This window comes from Breoghania sp. (genome assembly GCF_963674635.1).
In the GTDB taxonomy this organism is placed as follows: Bacteria; Pseudomonadota; Alphaproteobacteria; order Rhizobiales; family Stappiaceae; genus Breoghania.
In genome coordinates, this window is sequence record NZ_OY771475.1 from 2,277,590 (window position 1) to 2,297,813 (window position 20,224).

The following is a 20,224-nucleotide window of genomic DNA, read 5'->3' on the forward strand; positions in this document are numbered from 1 at the left end:
ATTCGAAGAAAGGCCATCCCGCCCCTGTCTTGCGGCGCGCAATGCCCTCCCCCATCCACGGGCTAAGTGTTTCCAGTTAGCCCCTCGGGATGCGGTGAACCTAGTCAGGCTGTATGTGACTCATATGACAGTTTTCTATCAGTTATATGACGGTATAAGCCCATGAATTTGCTTGTTTTTCCAGCTTCCCATCACTGAGATTGTCATGCACATGACAAAACGGCTGGCAGGAGAGCCGGGAAGTCGAGCGACTCTCCTGACGCCTCCCTGCATGGGGACTGACGGGAAGATGGGGGACAGGTTGCCTTGGCCGGATCTCGATTGAGCGGCCCGATGCTCGACAGAAGGGGGGAGGCCTATTGGGCGGCGGCGGCCGACGTGGCGGCTTCGTCATCTTGCGCACGGATGCAGATCGTGAAGGTCGCGCCCTCGCCGGGTGCGCTTTTCACCTCCAGGCGCGCGCGGTGCCGGTTGAGAATATGCTTCACGATCGCAAGCCCCAGGCCGGTGCCCTTCATCGGATGGCTGGAGGCCTCTTCCACACGGTAGAAGCGTTCCGTCAGACGCGGCAGGTGCTTTGCCGCGATACCGGGGCCCCAGTCGCGCACGGAAAGGCGCCATTCACCACCGCGCTCACCCGTCGCCGTTTCGCGACTGCAACTGACGAGAACCCGTTCGCCCTCCATGCCATATTTCGCGGCATTCTCGACGAGATTGCCGAGAACCTGAACGAGTTCGTCGCGCTCGCCCACCACTGTCATGGGTTCATCGGGCAGATCGAGCTCCAACGTAACCCCCTGTTCAGCGACAACCGGCCCCAGCGCGTCGGCAACGCTGCGCGCGATGTCCCCCAGGTCCGCCCGCGCGTCGGAACGGACATGCGACTTGAGCTCGATGCGCGAGAGCGAGAGCAGGTCATCGATGAGCCGCCCCATCCGCTGCGCCTGTTCCTGCATGATCTTGAGGAACCGGTCACGCGCGGCCGGGTCCTCGCGCGCCGCACCTTGCAAGGTCTCGATAAAGCCGGTCAGGGATGCCAGCGGGGTGCGCAATTCGTGGCTCGCATTGGCGACGAAATCCGCACGCATGCGCTCCAGACGGTGCTGTTCGCTGAGATCGCGCACACTGACCAGAACAAAATCCGGGGCCCCACCCGCTGCCGATCGGCTTCGTGGCAGTTCCATTGGTGCGATATGCGCCTCGAACCACGATTCCGTCGGCACTTTCTCGCCCCACGAAATCCTCTCCGCAGCTCCGCCGCCGGAAACCCTGTCGAGGGCTTCGAGGAGCGCAGGCGGGCGTAGGCCGAAGGAAAGCGGATCGCCCGGTTTCACGGACGGAAATCGCTGGCTGGCAATCTCGTTCACATAACGGGTGACACCGCGACGATCGATAATGAAGCAGGGCTGGGACAGGGCATCCACCGCAACCTTCATGCCCGTATCCGGCCAGGCGGTCGGGGCCCGCGTGGCGGCGCGGCGCGCCATGACCAAAGCCCGGCGCTGAGGCAGGATTGCCGCCAGAAGAAGGATGAGCGCATAGGCGACGACGGCGTGGTCAAGCGGCACATCATGAACGATCACACCGCCGGCCAGCATCAAGGCCCAGACAACCAGCAGCCAGCGCAGCGCAAAGAGACGCTGCATTGGCGACAGGGCGCCCGTTTGCGCATTCCGTTGCGGAGCAGGCAGTTCAGAGCCGTGGCTTGCAGGATCACTCATGATCGATCAACAATTTAACCTTCATTGCCCCGAGGGGGGGGCGTGTCCAGGAGCCGCGCTGCGCAACACTCCGATCTCAGGCGATGTTATCGGGCAAATGCCCGCGCACAAGAACCATCAATTGGTCCTATCCGCATATGCGATAGCATTTTATGCCTGCGCCAGCTGCAGATAAGATCTGCCGCAGATAGCATGCGGTCGATGACAGGCAAACGACGGTCTGCCCCCGCGCCGTCGACAGGATCCGGCATTGTCCGGTGGAAACGGAAAGGCATGGCGAGCCCATGAAAGACTTCGATCTGGACGATCCGAAACTGCCCAGGAGCATCGCGGAAGGCGCCATGAGCAGCGGCGGCTATCCCTATGACCGCAAGCTCAAACGCAAGCACTACGAAAGGGACCTGCGCGCGCTGCAGATCGAGCTCGTCAAGGCGCAACGCTCCATCCGCAAGAACGGGCAACGCGTCGTCGTGTTGTTCGAAGGACGCGATGCGGCGGGCAAAGGCGGCACGATCCTGCGTTTCCGGCAGAACCTGAACCCGCGTTTTGCCCGTATCGTGGCGCTTTCCAAGCCGAGCGACACCGAGGCGGGGCAATGGTACTTCCAGCGCTATGTGACCGAACTGCCGACGGCGGGCGAAATCGTGCTGTTCGATCGCTCCTGGTACAATCGGGCGGTTGTGGAGCGGGTGAATGATTTCTGTACGCGGGAGCAGACAGAGGAATTCCTCGACGAGGTGCCGCGTTTTGAACAGATGCTGGTCGACAGCGGAATGATCCTGTTCAAGATCTGGCTCAATATCGGGCAGAAAATGCAGCAGAAACGCTTCCACGACCGGCGTCATGACCCGCTCAAGATCTGGAAGCTTTCGCCCATCGATGTCGCAGCGTTGGACAAGTGGGACGATTACACGAAAGCGCGCGACCGCATGTTCATCCGCTCCCACACCGCCGGCACCCCCTGGACAATCATTCGGGCCAATGACAAGCGCCGCGCCCGCCTGAACGCCATGCGCCATGTGCTTTCTCATCTCGACTACGACGACAAGGACACCAGAGCCATTGGTGAAATCGACCCGCAGGTTCTGGGAACGGCCCCGAGTTTCCTGCAAACGGAGGAATAGGCGAAACCAGCGCCGAGCGCCAACGCGTGCGCGACCCGGATCGTCAATGCGCGCGCGGCGAACGCACGCGGCGAACGTGCGCTGATTGTCATATTTGGAACCGAAGGCACCTGTTAGAGCTTGCTCTCAAGGACGCAGCATCGGCCGAGGAATGGCCGATGCTGCGCGTTATGTGTCTGCAAGGGAATGCGTGTCTCATCATTTCCGCTTGTGCCCCGCACCGTTCGGTGCAATCGGGTGAGAGGCTTGAGACGGACGGGTGTGAGATACGATAAGGGGCAGCGTCACCAAAGCCACCTTGCCGTGCCGCATTGCCGTCCCCATCGCGCCGCGTCTTCCCGCCTCAAAGAGAAACCCAAGAGGTGCTGTCTTGATCACGGTCTTTGTTCCCAGCCAGTTCGGCGTCTCGCCGGTGGAGGCAACGCCGGACAATCTGCCCGAAAACTGGGTGTGGCTGGACATGAACCGCCCCTCCCCCGAGGAAGAAAGCCTGGTGGCGAAGTTGCTTGAGGTCGACGTTCCGACCCACGAGGAGCGTGTCGAGATCGAAACCTCCAGCCGGCTCTATGAGGAGGACGGGGCGCTGATCATGTCCGCGACCGTACTGTGCGGAACGCAGGCGGGCCGCCCCATCACCACCGTCGCAACCTTCATCGTGAAGAGCGGGCGGCTGGTGAGTGTGCGCTATGACGAGCCGGTCAGCTTTGCAATGGCGCGCCAGCGCGCGCTCAAGGCCGGTGTGGAGGCCCATAATGGCAAGGGCATGTTGCTGGTCATTCTGGACGCGATTATCGATCGCATCGCCGACGTTCTGGAACTGGCGGGCAGTGAGGCCGACCAGCTTTCCACCGAGATCTTCGACACCGAAGGCCCGGCCAGCGCGCATCACAATTATGATGACATCATCCGCACCTTGGGAAGGCTCGGCACCCGCCAATCGAAAATCCAGGAAAGCCTCGTGAGCCTTTCGCGGCTGTTCCAGTTCCTCACCACGCGGGAGAAGAAGCTCGGACTGACCTCCGCCGATCGGGCGCAGGTCAAGTCACTGACCCGCGACGCGCGATCGCTTTACGAATTCGCGGCAACGCTCGACAACAAGGTGTCCTTCCTCCTGGAAGCCACGCTCGGCCTCGTCAACCTGCAGCAGAATCAGACCATCAAGATCTTCTCGGTTCTCGCGGTCGTCTTCCTGCCGCCCACGCTCATCGCCTCCAGCTACGGCATGAATTTCGATATCATGCCCGAATTGCACTGGACATACGGGTATCCGATCGCCGTTGCGGGCATGTTGGCCTCGGCGCTCGGCACCTATGGACTATTTCGATGGCGCGGCTGGCTCTAAAGCTCAAACGAGCACTGGACAGCACCTTCCACCTTGTCTTTAATCCTTAAAAAGATAAGGGAAATTTCGTCGACATGAACGTCATGCCGACGAAGATACTGGGAGGAATGCAATGCTCGGTCTGATGCAGAACTGGCCACTTACCTGCAACAAGATACTGGATCACGCCGCGACTTATCACGGCAATCGCGAGGTGGTCTCCCGCCTGGTGGAAGGCCCGATCACGCGCATTTCCTACAAGGATCTGCGCGGGCGCGCTCTGCAGGTCGCCAAACGGCTGGAACATGACGGCATCGTGTTCGGGGACCGCTGCGCGACGCTCGCGTGGAACACCGCCCGGCACATGGAGGTCTGGTACGGCCTTCTTGGCATCGGCGCGATCTACCACACCGTCAATCCGCGCCTTTTCCCCGATCAGATCGCCTGGATTCTCAACCACGCCGAGGACCGATTCCTTTTCGTCGACCTGACCTTCCTGCCCATCGTGGAGAAAATCCGGGATCAGCTGACGACCATCGAGAAGATCATCGTTCTGACCGACGCAGAGCACCTGCCGGAGGCCGGCCTGTCGGTCATCGCCTACGAGGAATGGCTGGCCGAGACCGACAGCGACTTCGCCTGGAAGGCCTTCGATGAAAACACCGCGGCCGGCATCTGCTACACCTCGGGCACGACGGGAAATCCCAAGGGCGTCGTCTATTCCCACCGCTCCAACGTGCTGCATGCCATGGCCGCGTTGCAGGTCGACATGCTGGGCCTGTCCAGCCGCGACCGGGTGCTGCCCGTTGTGCCGCTCTTTCACGCCAATGGCTGGTCGCTGGCCTTTTCCGCCCCGATGGCGGGGGCCGGCCTCGTCATGCCGGGCGCGCGGATGGACGGTGAGGCGATCTGGGAGTTGCTGGACACCGAGAAGGTCACCTTCACCGCCGCCGTCCCCACTGTCTGGCTGATGCTTCTCGACTACCTGGAGCGCACCGGCAAGGCCCTGCCCTATCTGGAACGCGTGGTGATTGGCGGCTCTGCCTGCCCGCGCGCCATGACGGAGAAATTCGAGACCAACTATGATGTCCGCGTCATTCACGCCTGGGGCATGACGGAAATGAGCCCGCTCGGTTCCGTCTGCACGCTGAAGCCGGAATATGCGGATCTTGAGGGAGAGGCGCGGCTCGACATTCAGGAAAAGCAGGGTCACCCCCCCTTCACCATCGAGATGAAGGTGACCGACGACGACGGTGTGGAACGTCCCTGGGATGGCAAGACCTTCGGGCGCCTGAAAGTGCGAGGCCCCGCGGTGACCAGTTCCTACTTCAAGGGCGAAGGTGGCGAGGTTCTGGACGAGGACGGGTTCTTCGATACCGGCGATGTCGCCCATATCGACGCGCATGGCTACATGCAGATCACGGACCGGGCCAAGGACGTCATCAAGTCCGGCGGGGAATGGATCTCCACCATCGATCTGGAGAACATCGCCGTCGGCCATCCGGAGGTGGCGGAAGCGGCCGCCATCGGCGTGGCCCATCCGAAATGGGACGAGCGCCCGCTTCTTGTGATCGTGCCGCGCGAAGGGACCAACCCGACGCGTGAGGACCTTCTCGCCTTCATGCAGGGCAAGATCGCAAAATGGTGGATGCCGGATGATGTGGTCATCGTGAGTGAAATCCCGCACACGGCGACCGGCAAGATCAAGAAAACCGCCTTGCGGGAGAGTTTCTCCAACTATCAGTTGCCAACGATCTGATCTGAGGGGGCGCGACGCCCGTCGCCTGTCGGATCAACGACAACGTGCAGACCGGTTTGCCTGCTCCCGACGCCGTGCTATGGCTTGGGAGCAGATAGCCGGAGTGATCTCGTGTGAGATCCACCGACATCGGCTGCATCCTCGTTTTCCGGCTGGCACCGGTTTCGGTCCGCCCCCCGATTTTCGTCAGGCCCAATGCGCAAACGCCTTCCGATCCGCCGCGCAAAAGCGGCGAGCTACAGCCGGTTTGCCGGTGTCGTGTCGATACCGGTCATTGGCATCGCGGCCGCTCTGCATCGCAGCGGCCACCTTGATACGGTCGCACTGTTTTCCGTGCTCGGCTTCGGCTTCGCACTGGCACTTTCGGCCGTGGTGGCGGCAATTGCCGCGGTTGCCGCGATCTGGCGCAGGGGCGCTCCGGGTGTGGGCGATGCGGTTTTCGGCCTCATTTGCGGCCTCATTGCGCTGACGCCCGCGGCTGCGGTGACGGCGGCGGCGATCCTTTATCCGCGGCTGACGGACATATCCACCGATCTGGACTCGCCGCCGCGGCTGGCGCTTTCGGAAAACCGCACCCAGCCTGATGAACATCTTCGCCCCGCTGCCCAGCGAGCAGCCTATCCTGATATCGTCCCGCGGCGCTTTCCGGTCGGCACTTCACAATTATACGCCGCGGTGGAACAGGTCATCGAAGACCAGGGCTGGACAATCGAAGCCCATCTCGCCCCGGCCATGAACGATGATCCCGCCGTCATTCGCGCGCAAGCGCGGACGCTGCTGCTGGGTTTCGTCGATGACGTGACCGTGCGCATCCTGCCCGACGCCATCGGCGCCCGGCTGGATATTCGCTCGGCCTCGCGTCTGGGCGAACATGATCTGGGTACCAACGCCCGGCGGATCCGTTCGCTTCTGGCGGGTGTCGACAGGGTGCTGACCGAGGCCTATGGCATCACCGAGGTTCAGGAAAGCGACACCGCGCCTGCCGAAAGCGTGCCGCTGGAATATGAAAAGCTGGATGTCGGGCCAGACGAACCCGACGTACCCGTTCCCGGTGACAAGCCAGAACAGTTGGAGGCCCCCGTCAGTGGCTGACCGCGAACCGATCCGCTCAGGCGGGTGTGTAGTGGGTCGTCAGCGAGGGAACACCGTCGGCAATGACGCGACCTCGGGCGACGAGATCCTCCACATGGGCGAGCACTGACAGGGCCGCCGGACCGTGCAGGGACCGGTCGATATCGCGGTAGATGACCTTCACCATCTGCGGAATAAGCTCGTCCCCCGCCTCGATGCGCGCCAGAACGGCCGCCTCGCGCGCCAGGCGATGTTCCTTCAGGGCCGCCACATAGGCCGGCGCATCGCGCACAGGGCCTCCATGGCCGGGGTAATAAACCTCCTCCGCGCGAGCCATCAACCGGTCCAGCGAGGCCATGTAGTCCGCCATGGCCCCGTCCGGCGGGGCGACGATGGAGGTCGACCATGCCATTACGTGATCACCGGAAAAGAGTGTCCCGTCCTCCTTGCAGGCGAAAGCCAGGTGGTTCGCCGTGTGACCGGGCGTCTCGATCGTTTCCAGCGACCAGCCGTCCCCCTCCAGCACCTCCCCATCCTTCAGTTCGCGGTCTGGCACGTGCTCTGTATCGCCGCCAGCGTCCAGGGGATTGACCTCTCCGACATTGAGAGGCCGTGCGGGACGATGCGGCCCAGAGCCAATGATCGGGGCGCCCGTCAGCGCCTTCAGCGCGCGCGCGGCCGGGGAATGATCGCGATGGGTGTGGGTAACGACGATATGGGAAATCGGGCGCCCGGCGGCAGCGTCCAGAATGGCGCGCACATGAGCGTTGTCATCGGGACCGGGATCGATCACGGCCAGTTCCCGATCGCCGACCAGATAGGTGTTCGTGCCGTGAAACGTGAAAGGACTCGCATTCGGCGCGGTTAGACGCGCAACGAGCGGCGACAGCTTTACGGCTTCACCGTAACGCGGATCGAAGGTTCGGTCATGAAGGAGGGGCAGGACGTGATGCTCCGGACTGGGCCCGGGACATGGCATCAGACCAGGGCCATTCAGGTTGGGACCTTTATGAGGCGATAGCGCAAACGGACATGATCACGTGTCCGCGCTGCGCGCCCGGTGCGGGCGTGCAGCCATCGCAACCCTGAGTGACCGTACCGCACATGCCCTGTCTTGCGGGCTACGGGCGCAATACGCTCCCCATGGGGAAAGGTACTGAAGCAGCCGGACAGGACAGGCACAAGCCCTTTTTCAGAAAGACAGGCATCTTCCCGATCCCGCTGCCATCCCAACCATCCCGAAGGACAGTCGATCAGTCCATCGGAAACGCCGCGAGCATCCGCTTGCGACTGTTCTTTTTCTTCTGCTGCAATTCGCGGTGGCACACGGTCGCCGCCGTAATCGCCTGAATTCCAACCGGCTTGTAGAGCTTTCGCAGGTCGGGCTTTTGGTCGCCCTGGTGGAAGTCAGTTTGCATGTCCTTGCTCATTGTCCTCATCCGCATCGCGCTTCATTCGGCCATCTCATGGGCCAGACGTCCGCAGTTTTCCTTGCGATTGCGTCACTTTCAGGATCTCAGCATGTCTTTTACATGGCCAGTCACTTTCGGCGACAGCATGTAATCTTTCGCGAATAGTCATTTGCGGGTCAATCGAAACACGGTCGTTGAGCATGCGACAAACCAGCCGATCTGACACAATCCGCGATATCATTCTGCCGCTGCGTCAGCGCCGAAAGCCCCGTTTTCTGCCAAAGACGCGCCTTCAGGGATAGAGACGCTGGATGGTCCATGCCGCGTCGAGCGCGTCCCGTTTGAAGACCAGCCGGTCGTGCAGACGGAAAGGACGGTCCTGCCAGAACTCGATCTCGACGGGCTGGACGCGGAAGCCCGACCAGTGCGCAGGGCGCGGAATTTCGCCGAAACCGAACTTCGCGGTGTAACGGGCGACTTCCTTTTCCAGCGCAAAACGGCTTTCCAGCGGGCGCGACTGCTTGGAGGCCCAGGCTCCGATTCGGCTGCCACGGGCGCGCGAGGCGTAATAGGTATCCGCCTCTTCATCCGCCACCTGCACAACCGGCCCCCTCACCCGCACGCAGCGGCGAAGGCTCTTCCAGTGGAAGCACAAGGCGGCCTTGCCGGAAGACAGCAATTCCCGGCCTTTCGCGCTTTCATAGTTGGTGTAGAAAACGAAGCCGCGCTCATCGACTTCCTTGAGCAGCACCATACGCACGTTCGGCAGGCCGTTTTCATCCACAGTTGCGACCGACATCGCATTGGGATCGTTGCTCTCAGCCTTTTCCGCCTCTACAAACCATTCAGAGAAAATGCGAAATGGTTCCGCGTTCCCTGCGGAATTACCCTTTGTTAACCCTTCAAAGGGATCTTTGATCGTCTCAGACATTGGAGTTGCCTTCAGGTTCGGCATGAGTGGTCAGCACGCGACGTTCTATACCCTTCGCACCGGATGGCGCCAGCAGCGTCTTGTGGTGACTGTTATCGGGTTGCTCGCGCTGGCGGGTTGCGGACATATCTCATTCCCGATGGGCGAAACTGCCGAGAGTGAAGCCACAGGTCTGAAAACCGCTTCCATAAAGGGCATGGAAACGCCCGAGAGTGAAAGCGAGGTCGTTGAAACCGACCGCGGCGTCATCGCCTCCACCCTTGCCAACGCGCCTGCGGACAAGAACGCGGAAGCCGCCCCCAACGCGACCCAGCTTGCCTGGGTGAACCCGGAAACGGGCAATCAGGGCACGATCTTCGAGATCGTTGACGCAGACCCCAAGGGCGTCCACGGGTGCCGCAAGTTCTCCACCACGGCCAATACGATCGAGGGTGTGCGCGCCTATTCCGGCATCGCCTGCCCGGACAGCTTCGACAAGTGGCACGTCACCGTGTTAAAGCCTGCTGACGCAGGTGCTTGAGCGGACGGTCGAACGAGAACCTGCGCCGCGATTTCGTCGAAACGGATAAGGTTCGGGCAACAGACCGGATTGCATAATGCATCCGGATCCACCTCGCCTCTGGCATTTATTCCTACGGCACCCCATATCTCCCTCGAACGGATGCCCTTGCGGCGTCCACCCGAGATTGCCCTGTATCCGGGGCGCATTGCGCCCTTTCACAATGACGGACCTGATCATGCGTGATCCGTACCAAGTTCTTGGCGTTTCCAAATCCGCGAGCGAGGCGGACATCAAGCGCGCATTCCGCAAGCTTGCCAAGCAGTACCACCCCGATCAGAACGCCAACGACAAGTCGGCCCAGCAGAAATTTTCCGAGGTCAACCAGGCCTATGAAATCGTTGGCGACAAGACCAAGCGCGCCCAGTTTGACCGCGGCGAGATCGATGCGGAAGGCAAGCAGCGTTTTCAGGGGTTCGAAGGCTTTGGCGGCGCAGGTGGCGCGGGCCGGGGCAGCGGCTGGGGCGGCTTCCGCCAGGCAGGCGGCGGCGGTGCCGGCAGCGGCGGCTTCGACGATATCCTGAACGAGATTTTCGGCGGCTTCGGCGGCGCGCGCACCAAGGGTGCGGGCGCAGGCATGGGCGGCGCTGGCATGGGTGCGGGAGCCGGAACCGGGACGCGTGCCCGGCCTCAGCGCGGCGAAGACGTCAATGTGACCGCCAGGGTCACGCTCAAGGACTATGCCCATGACGGCAAGGCCCGTGTGACCCTGCCCAACGGCAAGACGCTCAACGTGACGGTGCCGCCGGGCACACAGTCGGGTGATCAGATCCGTCTGAAGGGGCAGGGCAATCCCGGCGCGCACGGGGCGCCTGCTGGCGATGCGCGGGTGACGATCCAGTTCGCATCCCATCCGCATTTCACGCCGGAGGGCAGCAATCTGCGACTGAACCTGCCGATCACGCTTTATGAGGCGGCGCTTGGCGGCAAGGTCCGTGTACCGACACTGGACAATGCGGTGGAGCTGACCATTCCGGCCAATTCCTCCGGCGGACGTACGCTGCGCCTGAAGGGCAAGGGACTGCCGACCAAGGGCGGCGGTCATGGCGACCTGATGGTGACGTTGCGCATCGTGCTGCCGGAAGGCGGCGACGCTGATCTGGAAGCGCTGATGCGCGTGTGGCAGAGCACCAAGCCCTACAATCCGCGTTCGGGCATGGAATAATCGAAGCCGAACAAGCAAGGGGGCCGAAAGACCCCCTTTTCTCATTTCGAACTCAGCCTGCCACGGGCCCAAGATCCACCGGAGCCGGGTCATCGTCCGGCACGAAGAAATCGGGTGTCAGGGGCTGTGTGGGGTCGATGCGGTACTGGTCGAAATCGGTCCAGCCTTCGCCTGCAAGGACCGTGTCGTCGATCAGGAAATTGCCTGTGAAATCGCGGGCTGGCTTGCGGAAGATCTCCGCAGCCGCATCGGCCATGATGTCCGGCTTGCGGCCCGTCTGCATCACGGCCTCACCGCCCAGCAGGTTCTGAATGGCCGCCGTCGCAATGACGGTGCGCGGCCACAGTGCATTGACCGCGATGCCGCTTGAGCGCAATTCGCCCGCCAGCCCCAGCACGACGAGGCTCATTCCATATTTCGCTATGGAATAGGGCGTGTGGCTGGCGAACCACTTCTCCTTCATGTCGAGCGGCGGCGACAACATGAGGATGTGCGGATTTTCCGCCTTCTCCAGATGCGGGATCGCATATTTCGAAGTCATCAGCGTGCCGCGCGTATTGACCTGATGCATCAGGTCGAAGCGCTTCATGTCGGTGTTGCGCACATTGGTGAGCTGGATGGCGCTGGCATTGTTGACGAGGATATCTAGCCCGCCAAAGGCGGCGACCGTCTCCTCGATGGCCTGCGCCACGCTTTCCTCGTCACGTACATCGACGACCAGCGGCAGGGCCTTGCCGCCCGCCTCCTCGATCTCATCAGCCGCGGTATAGATTGTCCCCGCCAGCTTGGGATGGGGCTCTGCGGTCTTGGCCGCGATGGTAACATTCGCGCCTTCTCGTGCCGCCTTCAACGCGATGGCAAGGCCAATCCCGCGCGATGCGCCAGTAATGAACAGCGTCTTGCCCTTCAGGCTCCCCGAAACACTCATTGTCGTAACCTCCCCGATCAGGTCTTGCTGCGCGCCATGAACGCGGAAAGAGCGGCCTGCGCTTCTTCAGAACGCAGGCGTACGCGGAACGCCGCGCTCTCCGCTTCCAGACGCTCCGTCACCGCGGTGCGATCTCCACGCATGAAATTGCGCGCAAGGGCCAGAGCTTCCTGCGGCTTGGAAGCCAGAAGTCGCACAGCCTGCATCGCGGTCTCTTCGATCACATCCTCACCAACGATGTGATTGACGAGCCCAGCCCGCCATGCCGCATCGGCATCAAAGGGCACGCCAAGACAGAGCATCTCGAAAGCCCGCTGGTAGCCCATGAGGGCAGGCGCCAACAGCGAGGACCCCGCTTCCGGAACGAGCCCAAGGTCGAGAAACGGTGTCTTCAATTGAGAACGCGGGGTCGCGAAGACCATGTCGCAATGAAAGAGCATGGTCACCCCGACACCGATCGCGAGACCGTCGACCACCGCGATCACCGGCTTTTGGGAACATGCGATCGCCTTCAGGAAGCGGATCACCTCCATCCCGAGCCCCTCGCCCGTCTGGGCGAATTTGAGGAAGTCGGCGATATCGTTACCGGCGGTAAAAGCGCCCGGCCCGCCCAGGATCATCGAGACCCGCACATCGTCATTGGTGTTGGCGTCCTCCAACGCCTCCGCCATCTGATCGTACATCACCCGCGTGAGGGCATTCTTCTTTTCGGGACGATCCATGCGGATGGTCCGAACCATTTCATTCAATTGGATGCGGATCATATCTCCCCCCGGTCCGCAAGAAACACTGTCGGCTGGCCAGTGACCCCGGCCAGCCCCTTCATCAGACCTGTCTGGCCAGGCCGCTCAGCTCTCCATATAGGCGGCGTCCGCCGCAAGAAGCGTTGCCGCGCCTTCCATGACGGTGGAGCGCAGCGCCGCCGTCTCCGAGATCAGATTCTCGGCAAAGAACTGTGCCACCTGCACCCGAAGCTTGTCGGCGGGCCCGCTCATGCCGCCCCGCGCGGTTGCCAGCGCACCTTGCGCAAGAAACGCGCCGCCGGACGCCAGGCCAAACAGGCGCAGATAGGGTGTGGCACCGGCCAGAGCCTCGTCGTGGCGCCCCTCCTTGAGGACCTCCAGCAACCAGTCGGTCGCCGTACTCAGATCATCGAGCGAGGAAGCCACCTTGGCAGCCATGTCGGCAAAGCCATCGACGTTCTGAGCACCAGCCTCCTTCACGATGGCGCGAAGCTCCTCGATGAAGCCGCGCACCTCGTTGCCTTCTGAAAGCGGCAGCTTGCGCATGACCAGATCGATGGACTGGATCCCGTTGGTGCCTTCATAGATCGGTGCGATACGGGCGTCGCGGAGCAACTGGGCCGCGCCCGTTTCTTCCACATAGCCCATGCCGCCATGGATCTGCACACCGAGAGACGCCACGTCCACGCCGATATCGGTGGGCATCGCCTTTGCGATGGGCGTCAACAGCGCCGCGCGTTCGCTCCAGCGCTTCTTGTCATCGCCTTCGCTTTGATGCGCCATATCGATGGCGGCGGCGCAACGGTAGCAGAGCGCGCGCGCAACGCCGGTCAAAGCCCGCATGGTCATCAGATTGCGGCGCACATCGGGATGCATGGCGATCGGGGCCATGCCCTCTCCCGTCCATCCCGACGCCTTGCCCTGACGGCGGTCCAGCGCATAGGCAACCGCGCGCTGAAGCGCGGCCTCGGCAACGCCAAGCCCCTGCACGCCGACCGCGAGCCGCGCGTTGTTCATCATCGTGAACATGCAGGCGAGGCCCTTGTTCTCCTGACCGACGATCCATCCCTTCGCCCCGCCATTGTCACCATAAACCATGGTGCAGGTGGGAGAGCCGTGAATGCCGAGCTTGTGCTCCACGGACGCGCAGGCCACGTCATTGCGCTCGCCCAGCGACCCGTCGGCATTGAGCAGGAATTTCGGTACCAGGAAGAGCGAGATGCCACGAGTGCCCGCGGGGGCGTCGGGAAGCCGGGCCAGAACCAGATGCACGATGTTGTCGGTCAGATCGTGCTCGCCATAGGTGATGAAGATCTTCTGACCGAAGATGGAGTAGGTGCCGTCCTCGTTGCGCTCGGCGCGCGAGCGCAGGGCTGCGAGATCGGAGCCAGCCTGCGGCTCCGTCAGGTTCATCGTCGCCATCCACTCGCCGGTCACGAGCTTTTCCATATAGGTGGCCTGAAGATCCTCGCTGGCATGTGCGCTCAGCGCCTCGATCGCGCCCGCCGTCAGCGTCGGACCGATGGCGAAAGCCATGGAAGCGGAGTTCCACATTTCATAGGTGGCCACCCACAACATGGTCGGCAGGCCCTGCCCGCCGAAATCCGGCGAGGCAGTCAGTCCGTTCCAGCCGCCTTCCGCCCAGGCGTGATAGGCGTCCTTCCAACCAGGTGGGGTCGTGACCTCACCGTTCTCAAGGCGCGCTCCATGCTTGTCGGCAATCTGGTTGAGCGGCGCGATTTCCTCCGCCGCAAAGCGTCCCGCCTCCTCAAGGATCGCGTCGACCAGGTCGTCGCTCAACTCGTCACCACCATAGGCTTCAGCGACCCTGTCGAATTCCGCGACATGCTTCAGCGTAAAACCGATTTCAGATACCGGAGATCTGTACATGAAAGCCAATCCTCACCCTTGACCTTGACGTGGGGCTGCAGGTTGCGCAAAAGGCCAGCGTCAACCGATTGCATGCCTGATCGCATGCGCGCCGACATGCCTCCATGCACGCCGGTTTCAAACGGATGACGCAGCCTCATTCGAAACCGCCTCGCAGGCGACAGTAACGCCCCAAAACATGTCGTCAACGATGCCGCTAGGGAACCTTCGATGACTATTTGGCGCATCGACCCGTATTCTGCGGAATTGTCCGAAACGGAAGGCCTCCGACACGCAGTCGATACTGTCGCCGCAGGCGATCTCGTAGCCGTTCCAACTGAAACCGTCTATGGACTTGCCGCGGATGCAACCAATCCGCTGGCATGCGCTAAAATCTATGCCGCAAAGGGCCGCCCGAGCTTCAACCCGCTGATCAGCCACTTTGCCGACACCGCCAGCGCCCGTATTCATGCCGTGTTCGACAAGCGCGCGGAGGCCCTCGCGGAAGCTTTCTGGCCGGGGCCGCTGACACTTGTTCTGCCGCGCTGCGAGGGCTCTGCGATCTGCGATCTGGTGACCGCCGGGCTCGACAGCGTCGCGGTGCGCGTCCCCGACAGCCCCGTCATGCAGATGCTCTCGCAGGTTACGGGACGCCCGTTGGCGGCGCCCAGCGCCAATCGGTCAGGCCGAATCAGCCCCACCACTGCGGCGGCCGTCGAGGAAGACCTCGGCGACGCGGTGCCCGTCATTCTCGATGCCGGGCCGACACGTGTCGGGGTGGAATCCACCATTATCGCTCTGATCGACGAAGAAGCCCGCCTGTTGCGTCCCGGTGGAATTGCGCGCGAGGAGGCCGAACGCGTCCTGGGCGGGCCATTGTCGGGCCCAACCGGCTCGCGGGGCGATGCCCCCGCAGCTCCCGGCATGCTGCTTTCGCATTACGCGCCACGCGCCAGGGTTCGGCTCAACGCAATGAGCATCGCGCCGGGTGAAGCCTATCTCGGTTTCGGCCCCGTGCCGGAGATCATTGCCAAGACCACCTCCCCCCGCCTGAACCTGAGCGAAACCGGTGATCTCGCAGAAGCCGCTGCGCATCTTTTTTCGCAGCTGCGCGCGCTTGACGCCAGCGGCGCCCCATCCATTGCCGTTGCACCCATACCGAACACGGGGCTGGGCGAGGCGCTTAACGACAGACTTTCCCGCGCCGCCGCGGATCGCACAGGGGCAGGCGCACGCTCAGGCTGATGATTTAACAGTAAGATGACCGTTAAACAGACATTCGCAAGCAACTTACGATTAATATTTGTCGGTATTTTCCCTTATGTCGCGATACTAATAGTGTTTTCTTTTTCCGAATACATGGCTTTTCCATTGTTCCAAGCCAGATGTTCTGGCATAAACATTGTCGGAACCCTGGTGATGCAGCGGACCTCCCAACCTCGGGCAAGTCACCTCCCTTTTGCCCGCACCTGAGCGGCGGCAGTTATCCGATATAACTGTCGCCTTTTTCTTTTTCCTCCTCCCCATATGCGCCAGCAGTTCGACGGCCACTGGCTTAAAATCGCCGGGAAGGCCGCAGAGGAAGCGCCTTCTCGATAAGGCGCATTGACAGAAATCGCGCGGACGCGTCTGATAAATGCACTAATAACAATTATCGGGTGCCGTCTTGGCGACACTGCTTCTGCATCATTCCAGCTTTCTCGACCACCACACGCCGCTGGGTCACCCGGAGCGGCCTGATCGCATGCGGGCGGTTGATCGCATTCTCGAACATGAACGCTTCCAGACGCTGGAACGCGATGCCGCCCCGATGGCCAGCCTTGAGGCCGTGATCCTTGCCCATCCGGAGCGGCACGTGGAGAATGTGCGCAAGCATGTGCCCGAACAGGGATTGGCGCGGATCGACGGCGACACGACCGTCTCGCCGGGCAGCTGGGATGCCGCCCTGCGCGCCGTCGGCGCTGGGTGCCGGGCAGTCGATGAAGTGATGGAGGGCAAGGTGCAAAATGCCTTCTGCGCCATCCGCCCGCCCGGCCATCATGCCGAATACGACAAGCCAATGGGCTTTTGCCTCTTCAACAATATCGCCATCGCCGCACGTCACGCGCAGAAGACGCACGGGGCGGAACGGGTCGCGATTGTGGATTTCGACGTGCATCACGGCAACGGGACACAGGACATTTTCTGGAACGATCCGAGCGTGATGTACTGTTCCACCCATCAGATGCCGCTTTTTCCCGGCACAGGCTCGGCGAGCGAGACCGGCGCAGGAACGATCGTGAATGCGCCGCTCATGGCCGGAGACGGTAGCGAACAATTCAAGGAAGCCGTGGAGATCATGCTTCTGCCGCGCCTTGCGGCCTTCAAGCCGGACCTCCTTCTCATCTCCGCCGGCTTTGACGCCCACAGGCGCGATCCGCTGGCCAACATCAATCTGGTCGAGGAAGACTTCGCCTGGATCACGGCCAAACTGATGGACATCGCCGATACCTCCTGCAATGGCCGCGTCGTCTCCATGCTTGAAGGCGGATACGATCTTGAAGGCCTTGCGCGATCCGTTGCCGCCCATGTCATGACGCTGATGGATTCCTGACCCAAGAGGGCCATGGATCCAATTCCGGCACCATGCCCGTTTCAGCGCCCCCTTGACGGCGGACACGCCACGGCAGACCCTGCCGCCTCGCGATTCCCCCCGACAGACAAGGCCCTGCCCCTCATGACCGACACTCCCGCCAAGCCCGTTGCCGATCTGAGTTTTGAGGAAGCCCTGCGCGAACTCGAATCGATTGTGCAGAAGCTGGAACGCGGCGACGTCCCCCTTCAGGAGAGCATTTCGCAATATGAGCGCGGAGAGGCCCTGCGCAACCATTGCGACACATTGCTGAAGGCAGCGGAGGCCAAGGTGGAGAAGATTCGTCGTGGAAATGACGGACAGGCCGCAGGCACAGAGCCTCTCGACGTCGAGTAGCGGTGACTTTCGCCGCAAAAGCCGGCTTCCGGAGCGATTTTACCTGAATTTGACGAAAATCCGTCGCTTCAAGTGATCATATCACCGATTCAGGCATTGGTGCGGACTAAAACCGCAAGTTACGTAACATCACAATCATACTACCGACAATAGAATGCGCAGTCCGGCAACAGCGCGCGCTTTCGGCGAACCACGTATACTCCATTCGCACAGAAAAAAGGGCCGCGGCGAACCGCGGCCCAAGTCGTTCACTGTGCACGTGGCCCCATCGACCACGCCTGTTTTATATTCTGTTTCTCCGTAAAAATCATCACCCTAATGAGTATAACACTGAAATTTTGATCCCCGACCCCCTGGGACGCTACGGAATTCGGCACTTCGCGCCGCGTTTCACCTGCGGAAGGCACCCCCGGGGAAATTGCATCATTTGCGCCAGCGGGGCCTGTGGTGTAAGCGTGCCTATTCCAAGACAACGAGCAGGCGCGCAGCTCCGACATGACGCAGTCCGGCACACCAATTCTCGACACCATCTCCCTGCCTGAAGATTTGCGGCGGCTTGAGCCGCGCGTATTGAGGCAAGTGGCCGACGAACTGCGCGCGGAGACGATCGCAGCGGTTTCCGAAACGGGCGGCCATCTTGGCGCCGGGCTCGGCGTGGTCGAACTGACTGTCGCCCTGCATTACATCTTCAACACCCCCGATGACCGGCTGATCTGGGACGTGGGCCATCAGGCCTATCCGCACAAGATCCTGACCGGGCGGCGCGACCGCATCCGCACCTTGCGCCAGAACGACGGCCTCTCAGGCTTCACCAAGCGCGCCGAGTCCCCCTATGACCCGTTTGGGGCGGGCCACTCCTCCACATCGATTTCCGCCGGGCTCGGCATGGCGGTCGCGCGCGATCTGGAGGGCCGTGACAACAATGTGATCGCGGTGATCGGCGATGGCGCGATGTCCGCGGGCATGGCTTATGAGGCCATGAACAATGCCGGGGCACTCAAGTCCAGGCTCGTGGTGGTGCTGAACGACAACGACATGTCGATCGCCCCCCCCGTGGGAGCGATGTCCGGTTACCTCGCGCGGCTTGTATCCGGCAGCACCTATCATTCGTTCCGCGAGCTGGCCAAGAGCGTCGCCAAGGCTCTGCCCGACGGCTTGCAGAAAGGCGCTGCGCGGGCGGAGGAGTATGCGCGCGGGCTGTTCACCGGCGGCACGCTTTTCGAAGAGCTCGGCTTCTACTATGTCGGGCCGATCGACGGGCATAATCTCGATCACCTGCTACCGGTCCTGCGCAACGTGCGCGACAGCAGCACCGGGCCGGTTCTTGTCCATGTGGTCACCCAGAAGGGCAAGGGCTACGAGCCTGCCGAAAGCTCCTCCGACAAGTATCACGGCGTCGCCCGCTTCGATGTGATTACGGGCAAGCAGGCGAAACCCGTCGCCAATGCCCCGAGCTACACGCGCGTTTTCGGCGAAAGCCTCATTCAGGAAGCCAAGGACGACGACAAGATCGTCGCGGTGACGGCAGCCATGCCGTCAGGCACCGGCATCGATCTCTTCGGCAAGGAATTCCCTGAACGCACTTTCGATGTCGGCATCGCCGAACAGCATGCGGTGACCTTTGCCGCCGGCCTTGCGACCGAGGGCTACAAGCCCTTTGCGGCGATCTATTCCACCTTCCTGCAACGCGCCTACGATCAGGTCGTGCATGACGTGGCCATCCAGCATCTCCCGGTACGTTTCGCAATCGACCGCGCCGGCTTCGTGGGGGCGGACGGGCCGACCCATGCGGGCACCTTCGATATCGGATACCTCGCCTCCATTCCCGGGTTTACGGTGATGGCGGCCGCCGACGAGGCGGAACTGAAGCACATGGTTGCCACCGCAACCGCCTTCGATGAGGGGCCCATAGCCTTCCGTTATCCGCGCGGCGAGGGCGTCGGCGTGGAGATGCCGGCACGTGGCCAGATTCTGGAGATCGGACGCGGGCGCATTGTGCGCGAGGGCACCAAGGTCGCCTTGCTTTCGTTTGGCACCCGGCTGGCGGCCTGTCTGGAGGCAGCGGAAACGCTGGAGGCTGGCGGGCTGTCCACCACAGTGGCCGATGCGCGTTTCGCCAAACCGCTCGATACGGATCTGGTGCGCCGGCTGGCAAGCGAACACGAAGTTCTGATCACTGTGGAAGAAGGCTCAATAGGTGGTTTCGCCGCCCATGTCGCGCAGTTCCTGATCGACGAGGGACTGCTCGACGGGCGGGTCAAGCTTCGCACAATGATGATGCCGGACACTTTCGTGGAGCACAACAAGCCGGACGCGATGTACAAGGCGGCCGGGCTCGATGCGCATGGCATCGTGACGCGGGTCTTCGAAGCTTTTGGCCGGGATGCGGCCGAGATCGGGCGATTTGCCTGACCAGGCATTAAAGCCCTTTTCATCCTCCCAGCATTAATCTTGCGCAGTTAATGTGATGCGGCGTCGACGGCCTTGCCTCGACGCCGCAATTCTGCCGCGTTCCGGGTTGAGTTGGAGCCGGTTCAAAGGCTCAGCGTTGCGGTCGCGTTTCGACCGTGGCGGCAAGCCGATACACGACAACACGCCCCAGCGCCGCGCCGGTGCTGTGCCGTGGCTCTATTGGAATAGACACCGGCATGTC

At 62.0% G+C, this 20,224-nt stretch carries 17 protein-coding genes; 10 read left to right on the top strand and 7 right to left on the bottom strand.

Features of this window, described 5'->3' with window-relative positions:
- Positions 1–356: 356 nt before the first annotated feature.
- Complete coding sequence (locus ABGM93_RS09840) at positions 357–1,721, bottom strand: ATP-binding protein (RefSeq protein ID WP_321499079.1); 1,365 nt, start codon at positions 1,719–1,721, stop codon at positions 357–359.
- A gap of 284 nt (positions 1,722–2,005) precedes the next feature.
- Here ABGM93_RS09840 and ppk2 point away from each other — a divergent pair, with 284 nt between their 5' ends.
- From ppk2 to ABGM93_RS09860, 4 genes are all read left to right on the top strand, one after another.
- Positions 2,006–2,845: a polyphosphate kinase 2 gene (gene ppk2 / locus ABGM93_RS09845; protein ID WP_321499080.1), complete on the top strand. Its 840-nt coding sequence runs from the start codon at positions 2,006–2,008 to the stop codon at positions 2,843–2,845.
- 370 nt (positions 2,846–3,215) lie between these two features.
- On the top strand, positions 3,216–4,187 hold the full coding sequence (locus tag ABGM93_RS09850; protein WP_321499081.1) for a magnesium transporter CorA family protein: 972 nt from the start codon (positions 3,216–3,218) through the stop codon (positions 4,185–4,187).
- A 112-nt stretch (positions 4,188–4,299) separates the two neighbouring features.
- Positions 4,300–5,925, top strand: a complete 1,626-nt coding sequence (locus ABGM93_RS09855; RefSeq protein ID WP_321499082.1) for a long-chain-fatty-acid--CoA ligase — start codon at positions 4,300–4,302, stop codon at positions 5,923–5,925.
- Between the two features lie 195 nt (positions 5,926–6,120).
- Positions 6,121–7,017: a DUF1499 domain-containing protein gene (locus tag ABGM93_RS09860; RefSeq protein WP_321499083.1), complete on the top strand. Its 897-nt coding sequence runs from the start codon at positions 6,121–6,123 to the stop codon at positions 7,015–7,017.
- Between the two features lie 16 nt (positions 7,018–7,033).
- Here the strand turns inward: ABGM93_RS09860 and ABGM93_RS09865 are convergent, their stop codons facing one another.
- The 3 genes from ABGM93_RS09865 to pdxH form a co-directional block, all read right to left on the bottom strand.
- Positions 7,034–7,975 carry an MBL fold metallo-hydrolase gene (locus tag ABGM93_RS09865; protein ID WP_321499084.1) on the bottom strand — a complete coding sequence of 314 codons (942 nt, stop codon included), beginning with the start codon at positions 7,973–7,975 and terminating at the stop codon, positions 7,034–7,036.
- A gap of 274 nt (positions 7,976–8,249) precedes the next feature.
- Positions 8,250–8,426: a hypothetical protein gene (locus ABGM93_RS09870; RefSeq protein WP_319772305.1), complete on the bottom strand. Its 177-nt coding sequence runs from the start codon at positions 8,424–8,426 to the stop codon at positions 8,250–8,252.
- A gap of 274 nt (positions 8,427–8,700) precedes the next feature.
- Positions 8,701–9,339: a pyridoxamine 5'-phosphate oxidase gene (gene pdxH / locus ABGM93_RS09875; protein WP_321499085.1), complete on the bottom strand. Its 639-nt coding sequence runs from the start codon at positions 9,337–9,339 to the stop codon at positions 8,701–8,703.
- Between the two features lie 22 nt (positions 9,340–9,361).
- Here pdxH and ABGM93_RS09880 point away from each other — a divergent pair, with 22 nt between their 5' ends.
- Both ABGM93_RS09880 and ABGM93_RS09885 read left to right on the top strand, forming a co-directional pair.
- The gene (locus ABGM93_RS09880; RefSeq protein WP_321499086.1) at positions 9,362–9,859 is read left to right on the top strand and encodes an RT0821/Lpp0805 family surface protein; all 498 of its coding nucleotides are present in this window, start codon (positions 9,362–9,364) and stop codon (positions 9,857–9,859) included.
- A gap of 217 nt (positions 9,860–10,076) precedes the next feature.
- Positions 10,077–11,063: a J domain-containing protein gene (locus tag ABGM93_RS09885; RefSeq protein ID WP_321499087.1), complete on the top strand. Its 987-nt coding sequence runs from the start codon at positions 10,077–10,079 to the stop codon at positions 11,061–11,063.
- A 52-nt stretch (positions 11,064–11,115) separates the two neighbouring features.
- Here the strand turns inward: ABGM93_RS09885 and ABGM93_RS09890 are convergent, their stop codons facing one another.
- The 3 genes from ABGM93_RS09890 to ABGM93_RS09900 form a co-directional block, all read right to left on the bottom strand.
- Entirely contained in the window at positions 11,116–11,991 is an 876-nt protein-coding gene (locus ABGM93_RS09890) for an NAD(P)-dependent oxidoreductase (RefSeq protein WP_321499088.1), read from the bottom strand.
- Between the two features lie 17 nt (positions 11,992–12,008).
- Positions 12,009–12,713 carry a crotonase/enoyl-CoA hydratase family protein gene (locus ABGM93_RS09895; protein WP_321499089.1) on the bottom strand — a complete coding sequence of 235 codons (705 nt, stop codon included), beginning with the start codon at positions 12,711–12,713 and terminating at the stop codon, positions 12,009–12,011.
- A 126-nt stretch (positions 12,714–12,839) separates the two neighbouring features.
- The gene (locus tag ABGM93_RS09900; protein WP_321499090.1) at positions 12,840–14,624 is read right to left on the bottom strand and encodes an acyl-CoA dehydrogenase; all 1,785 of its coding nucleotides are present in this window, start codon (positions 14,622–14,624) and stop codon (positions 12,840–12,842) included.
- 210 nt (positions 14,625–14,834) lie between these two features.
- Here ABGM93_RS09900 and ABGM93_RS09905 point away from each other — a divergent pair, with 210 nt between their 5' ends.
- The 4 genes from ABGM93_RS09905 to dxs all read left to right on the top strand — a co-directional run bounded on the left by ABGM93_RS09905 (position 14,835) and on the right by dxs (position 19,983).
- Positions 14,835–15,848, top strand: coding sequence for an L-threonylcarbamoyladenylate synthase (locus tag ABGM93_RS09905; RefSeq protein ID WP_321499091.1), 1,014 nt, complete (start codon positions 14,835–14,837; stop codon positions 15,846–15,848).
- A 421-nt stretch (positions 15,849–16,269) separates the two neighbouring features.
- On the top strand, positions 16,270–17,196 hold the full coding sequence (locus ABGM93_RS09910; RefSeq protein WP_321499092.1) for a histone deacetylase family protein: 927 nt from the start codon (positions 16,270–16,272) through the stop codon (positions 17,194–17,196).
- A gap of 123 nt (positions 17,197–17,319) precedes the next feature.
- Positions 17,320–17,571, top strand: coding sequence for an exodeoxyribonuclease VII small subunit (locus ABGM93_RS09915; protein WP_319772970.1), 252 nt, complete (start codon positions 17,320–17,322; stop codon positions 17,569–17,571).
- A 495-nt stretch (positions 17,572–18,066) separates the two neighbouring features.
- Complete coding sequence (gene dxs, locus ABGM93_RS09920; protein WP_321499093.1) at positions 18,067–19,983, top strand: 1-deoxy-D-xylulose-5-phosphate synthase; 1,917 nt, start codon at positions 18,067–18,069, stop codon at positions 19,981–19,983.
- The last annotated feature ends 241 nt before the right edge of the window (positions 19,984–20,224 follow it).